Genomic DNA, 2,943 nt, shown 5'->3' with positions numbered 1-2,943 from the left:
CGATCTGCCCCGGCCGGGCCCCGCCCGACCGCGCCGCGCGCGTGCGCGCCCTCAGCCGTGCGTGACCTGGAGTTCCTTGATGCCGTTGAGCCAGGCCGCGCGCAGGCGCCGTGGCTGCGGGCCGGTCAGCCGCAGGTCCGGCAGGGCGTCCGCGAGGGCGTTGAAGATCAGGTCGATCTCCATGATGGCCAGGGACTTGCCGAGGCAGAAGTGCGGTCCCCCGCCCCCGAAGCCGAGGTGGGGGTTGGGGTCGCGGGTGATGTCGAAGCGTTCGGGGGCCTCGAAGACCTCGGGGTCGTGGTTGGCCGAGGAGTAGAACATCCCGACCCGGTCGCCCGCCCGGATCGCCTGACCGCCCAGCTCGGTGTCGCGGGTGGCGGTGCGCTGGAAGGAGACCACCGGGGTGGCCCAGCGGACGATCTCCTCGGCCGCCGTCACCGGGCGCTTGGCCTTGTACAGCTCCCACTGTTCGGGGTGAGTGAGGAAGGCGTGCATGCCGTGGCTGATGGCGTTGCGGGTGGTCTCGTTGCCCGCGACGGCCAGGACCAGTACGAAGAAGCCGAACTCGTCGGAGCTGAGGTTGCCCTGGCCCTCGGCGGCCACGAGCTGGGTGACGATGTCCTGCGCCGGGCACTGCTTGCGGTCGGCGGACATGTTCATCGCGTAGGCGATGAGGTCCATGGCGGCGGTGGCGCCGACCTCCTCGGTGATCGCGTACTCGGGGTCGTCGTACGCGATCATCTTGTTGGACCAGTCGAAGATCTTGGAGCGGTCCTCCTGGGGGACGCCGATCAACTCGGCGATGGCCTGGAGGGGCAGTTCGCAGGCGACCTTCGTGACGAAGTCGAAGCTGCCGTCGCCCGCTCCCTCCAGGGCCTCGGTCACGATGCGCCGGGCCCGTTCGCGCAGGGTCTCCTCCAGGGCGCGGATGGCCCGGGGGGTGAAACCGCGTTGGACGATCTGGCGGACGCGGGTGTGTTCCGGCGGGTCCATGTTGAGCATGATCAGGCGCTGGGCCTCGATCTGTTCGCGCTGGATGTGCTCGTTGAAGCGGATGATCGCCGTGTTGGTGGTGGAGGAGAACAACTCCGGGTGCGTGGAGACGTACTTGACGTCCGCGTGCCGGGTCACCGCCCAGTAGCCCTCGTCGTCGAACCCCGTGATGCCCCGGGGCTGCGGACACCACCACACCGGGGCGGTCCGCCGCAGCTGCGCGAACTCGGGGAAGGGGACGCGGGCGTGGAGCAGGTCGGGGTCGGTGGCGTCGAATCCCTCGGGCAGGGCGGGGCAGGACATCGGCGACTCCAAGGTCTGACGGCCCATCAGAAGATACGGGGAAAGGTAGTAACGAGTTCTACAAGTGACAAGGGTCGCGGCGAGGGCGGTCAGGTGCGGGAATCGTGCAAGGCGCGTGCAAGACCCTTGCGCCGACCGGGTTGCGGTCATAAGACTGCGAGGAGAACTAGAACGCGTACTAGTTCGGGGGCCCGCATCGGGGGCCGGGGATCCCGGACGTGGACACACCCAGCCGCGGCCCGCCGGGACGGGCCGCCGCCGCGTGAGGAGAGGACGAGCTCATGGCCGCGGAACCCGTCATCGTCGAAGCCGTACGCACCCCCATCGGCAAGCGCGGAGGCGCGCTCGCCAACCTGCACCCCGCCTACCTGCTCGGTGAGACCTACCGGGAACTGCTCGCCCGGACCGGCATCCAGCCCGACTGCGTCGAGCAGATCGTGGGCGGCACGGTCACGCACGCGGGCGAACAGTCCATGAACCCGGCGCGCAACGCCTGGCTGGCCATGGGCCTGCCCTACGAGACCGCCGCGACCACCGTCGACTGCCAGTGCGGCTCCAGCCAACAGGCCAACCACATGCTGGCGAACATGATCTCCGGCGGGGTCATCGACGTGGGCATCGCCTGCGGGGTCGAGGCCATGAGTCGGGTCCCGCTGGGCTCGGGGTCCAAGCACGGCCCCGGCAAGCCCTTCCCCGACGAGTGGAACGTGGACCTGCCCAACCAGTTCGAGGCCGCCGAGCGCATCGCCCGGCACCGCGGCCTGAGCCGGGAGGACGTGGACCGGCTGGGCCTGCTGTCCCAGGAGCGGGCGCAGGCCGCCTGGGCGGAGGAGCGCTTCAAGCGGGAGACCTTCGCCGTGCAGGTGCCCACCACCGAGGAGGAACAGGCCGCCGGCCAGGGCATGTGGCGCCTGGTCGACCGGGACGAGGGGCTGCGCGACACCTCCCTGGAGGCCCTGGCCCGCCTCAAGCCGGTGATGCCGACGGCCGTCCACACCGCCGGGAACTCCTCGCAGATCTCCGACGGGGCCGCCGCCGTGATGTGGGCCTCCCGCAAGATGGCCCGCGCCCTCAAACTGCGGCCCCGGGCCCGGATCGTCGCCCAGGCCCTCGTCGGCTCCGACCCGCACTTCCACCTCGACGGGCCCGTGGACGCCACCCGCGCCGTCCTGGGCAAGGCGGGCATGTCCCTGAAGGACATCGACCTGGTCGAGATCAACGAAGCCTTCGCCTCCGTGGTCCTCAGCTGGGCGAAGGTCTTCGGCCAGGACCTGGAGAAGGTCAACGTCAACGGCGGGGGCATCGCCCTCGGCCACCCGGTCGGCGCCACCGGCGCCCGACTGATCACCACGGCCCTGCACGAGCTGGAACGGCGCGACCGCGAGTTCGCGCTGATCACCATGTGCGCGGGCGGCGCACTGGCCACGGCCACGATCATCCAGCGGCTCTGACCGCCCCGCGGGCCCCGGCCCGCCGCCCCCCGCCGCTCCGACGGGCGGCGCGGCGGGGCCACGGGCCCGCCCGAAGGACCCCGGGGATGGGGGAAGGCCCCGGTGGCCGGCCTGGGGAGGCCGGCGCCCGGGGGCCTGGGGGCGGGCGGGGCCCCCCCGGGGGCCGCCCCCCGATACGCGGGGCCCGGGAGGGGGA

At 71.8% G+C, this 2,943-nt stretch carries 2 protein-coding genes; one reads left to right on the top strand and one right to left on the bottom strand.

Features of this window, described 5'->3' with window-relative positions; genetic code table 11:
• Window positions 1-51: 51 nt before the first annotated feature.
• Window positions 52-1,296 carry a cytochrome P450 gene (locus ABTZ17_RS36585; protein WP_352200142.1) on the bottom strand — a complete coding sequence of 415 codons (1,245 nt, stop codon included), beginning with the start codon at window positions 1,294-1,296 and terminating at the stop codon, window positions 52-54.
• Between the two features lie 281 nt (window positions 1,297-1,577).
• On the opposite strand from ABTZ17_RS36585, the gene ABTZ17_RS36580 reads away from it, so the two are divergent.
• Entirely contained in the window at window positions 1,578-2,747 is a 1,170-nt protein-coding gene (locus ABTZ17_RS36580; protein WP_352200141.1) for a steroid 3-ketoacyl-CoA thiolase, read from the top strand.
• The last annotated feature ends 196 nt before the right edge of the window (window positions 2,748-2,943 follow it).

Source organism: Streptomyces sp. NPDC097619, assembly GCF_040302735.1.
In the GTDB taxonomy this organism is placed as follows: Bacteria; Actinomycetota; Actinomycetes; order Streptomycetales; family Streptomycetaceae; genus Streptomyces.
The sequence above is the reverse complement of the archived record's forward strand: the minus strand, read 5'-3'. Positions and strand labels throughout refer to the sequence as shown.